This is a genomic window from Pseudomonas sp. B35(2017) (assembly GCF_002113645.1).
In the GTDB taxonomy this organism is placed as follows: domain Bacteria; phylum Pseudomonadota; class Gammaproteobacteria; order Pseudomonadales; family Pseudomonadaceae; genus Aquipseudomonas; species Aquipseudomonas ekonensis.
Genome location: NZ_NEIZ01000035.1, coordinates 1 through 3313, shown reverse-complemented (window position 1 = coordinate 3313; position 3313 = coordinate 1). Strand labels below are relative to the sequence as shown.

The 3313-nt window shown below is 52.1% G+C and carries 2 rRNA genes; both read left to right on the top strand.

Annotated elements, in window-relative coordinates:
* Positions 1-190: 190 nt before the first annotated feature.
* Positions 191-3081, top strand: a 23S ribosomal RNA gene (locus CAG41_RS27950).
* A 143-nt stretch (positions 3082-3224) separates the two neighbouring features.
* Positions 3225-3313 (top strand): 5S ribosomal RNA (rrf, locus tag CAG41_RS27945); the annotation flags it as partial.

Here is a 3313-nt window from a genome sequence, read left to right as displayed (position 1 = left end):
TGGTGAATGTTGATTTCTGACCTTTGTCAGATCGTTCTTTAAAAATTTGGGTATGTGATAGAAAGACTGATGAAGCACTTTCACTGGTGCGGATTCAGGCTAAGGTAAAATTTGTGAGTTGCTCTTGGAGCAATGCGAATTTTCGGCGAATGTCGTCTTCACAGTATAACCAGATTGCTTGGGGTTATATGGTCAAGTGAAGAAGCGCATACGGTGGATGCCTTGGCAGTCAGAGGCGATGAAAGACGCGGTAGCCTGCGATAAGCTTCGGGGAGTCGGCAAACAGACTTTGATCCGGAGATCTCTGAATGGGGGAACCCAGCCAGCACAAGCTGGTTATCTTGCACTGAATACATAGGTGCAAGAGGCGAACCAGGGGAACTGAAACATCTAAGTACCCTGAGGAAAAGAAATCAACCGAGATTCCCTTAGTAGTGGCGAGCGAACGGGGACTAGCCCTTAAGTGGCTTTGAGATTAGCGGAACGCTCTGGAAAGTGCGGCCATAGTGGGTGATAGCCCTGTACGCGAAAATCTCTTGGCCATGAAATCGAGTAGGACGGAGCACGAGAAACTTTGTCTGAACATGGGGGGACCATCCTCCAAGGCTAAATACTACTGACTGACCGATAGTGAACCAGTACCGTGAGGGAAAGGCGAAAAGAACCCCGGAGAGGGGAGTGAAATAGATCCTGAAACCGTATGCGTACAAGCAGTGGGAGCAGACTTTGTTCTGTGACTGCGTACCTTTTGTATAATGGGTCAGCGACTTATATTCAGTGGCGAGCTTAACCGAATAGGGGAGGCGTAGCGAAAGCGAGTCTTAATAGGGCGTTTAGTCGCTGGGTATAGACCCGAAACCGGGCGATCTATCCATGGGCAGGTTGAAGGTTAGGTAACACTGACTGGAGGACCGAACCGACTACCGTTGAAAAGTTAGCGGATGACCTGTGGATCGGAGTGAAAGGCTAATCAAGCTCGGAGATAGCTGGTTCTCCTCGAAAGCTATTTAGGTAGCGCCTCATGTATCACTGTAGGGGGTAGAGCACTGTTTCGGCTAGGGGGTCATCCCGACTTACCAAACCGATGCAAACTCCGAATACCTACAAGTGCCGAGCATGGGAGACACACGGCGGGTGCTAACGTCCGTCGTGAAAAGGGAAACAACCCAGACCGTCAGCTAAGGTCCCAAAGTTATGGTTAAGTGGGAAACGATGTGGGAAGGCTTAGACAGCTAGGAGGTTGGCTTAGAAGCAGCCACCCTTTAAAGAAAGCGTAATAGCTCACTAGTCGAGTCGGCCTGCGCGGAAGATGTAACGGGGCTCAAACCATACACCGAAGCTACGGGTATCACGCAAGTGATGCGGTAGAGGAGCGTTCTGTAAGCCTGTGAAGGTGAGTTGAGAAGCTTGCTGGAGGTATCAGAAGTGCGAATGCTGACATGAGTAACGACAATGGGTGTGAAAAACACCCACGCCGAAAGACCAAGGTTTCCTGCGCAACGTTAATCGACGCAGGGTTAGTCGGTCCCTAAGGCGAGGCTGAAAAGCGTAGTCGATGGAAAACAGGTTAATATTCCTGTACTTCCGGTTATTGCGATGGAGGGACGGAGAAGGCTAGGCCAGCTTGGCGTTGGTTGTCCAAGTTTAAGGTGGTAGGCTGGGATCTTAGGTAAATCCGGGATCCCAAGGCCGAGAGCTGATGACGAGTTGCCTTTAGGCGACGAAGTGGTTGATGCCATGCTTCCAAGAAAAGCTTCTAAGCTTCAGATAACCGGGAACCGTACCCCAAACCGACACAGGTGGTTGGGTAGAGAATACCAAGGCGCTTGAGAGAACTCGGGTGAAGGAACTAGGCAAAATGGCACCGTAACTTCGGGAGAAGGTGCGCCGGTGAGGGTGAAGCACTTGCTGCGTAAGCCCACGCCGGTCGAAGATACCAGGCCGCTGCGACTGTTTATTAAAAACACAGCACTCTGCAAACACGAAAGTGGACGTATAGGGTGTGACGCCTGCCCGGTGCCGGAAGGTTAATTGATGGGGTTAGCTAACGCGAAGCTCTTGATCGAAGCCCCGGTAAACGGCGGCCGTAACTATAACGGTCCTAAGGTAGCGAAATTCCTTGTCGGGTAAGTTCCGACCTGCACGAATGGCGTAACGATGGCGGCGCTGTCTCCACCCGAGACTCAGTGAAATTGAAATCGCTGTGAAGATGCAGTGTATCCGCGGCTAGACGGAAAGACCCCGTGAACCTTTACTATAGCTTTGCACTGGACTTTGAATTTGCTTGTGTAGGATAGGTGGGAGGCTTTGAAGCGTGGACGCCAGTTCGCGTGGAGCCATCCTTGAAATACCACCCTGGCAACTTTGAGGTTCTAACTCAGGTCCGTCATCCGGATCGAGGACAGTGTATGGTGGGTAGTTTGACTGGGGCGGTCTCCTCCTAAAGAGTAACGGAGGAGTACGAAGGTGCGCTCAGACCGGTCGGAAATCGGTCGCAGAGTATAAAGGCAAAAGCGCGCTTGACTGCGAGACAGACACGTCGAGCAGGTACGAAAGTAGGTCTTAGTGATCCGGTGGTTCTGTATGGAAGGGCCATCGCTCAACGGATAAAAGGTACTCCGGGGATAACAGGCTGATACCGCCCAAGAGTTCATATCGACGGCGGTGTTTGGCACCTCGATGTCGGCTCATCACATCCTGGGGCTGAAGCCGGTCCCAAGGGTATGGCTGTTCGCCATTTAAAGTGGTACGCGAGCTGGGTTTAGAACGTCGTGAGACAGTTCGGTCCCTATCTGCCGTGGACGTTTGAGATTTGAGAGGGGCTGCTCCTAGTACGAGAGGACCGGAGTGGACGAACCTCTGGTGTTCCGGTTGTCACGCCAGTGGCATTGCCGGGTAGCTATGTTCGGAAAAGATAACCGCTGAAAGCATCTAAGCGGGAAACTTGCCTCAAGATGAGATCTCACTGGAGCCTTGAGCTCCCTGAAGGGCCGTCGAAGACTACGACGTTGATAGGTCGGGTGTGTAAGCGCTGTGAGGCGTTGAGCTAACCGATACTAATTGCCCGTGAGGCTTGACCATATAACACCCAAGCAATTTGCGAACCCGGAAGGGGCCAGATTGCGGTGTGTGGAGACGCCAGAACCGAAAGTTCGCGAAACGCACAAAGCTGTCACATACCCGATTCGCCGAAGCGTCGAAAGACGGTGCGGCACACAGAATTTCTTGACGACCATAGAGCGTTGGAACCACCTGATCCCATCCCGAACTCAGAAGTGAAACGATGCATCGCCGATGGTAGTGTGGGGTTTCC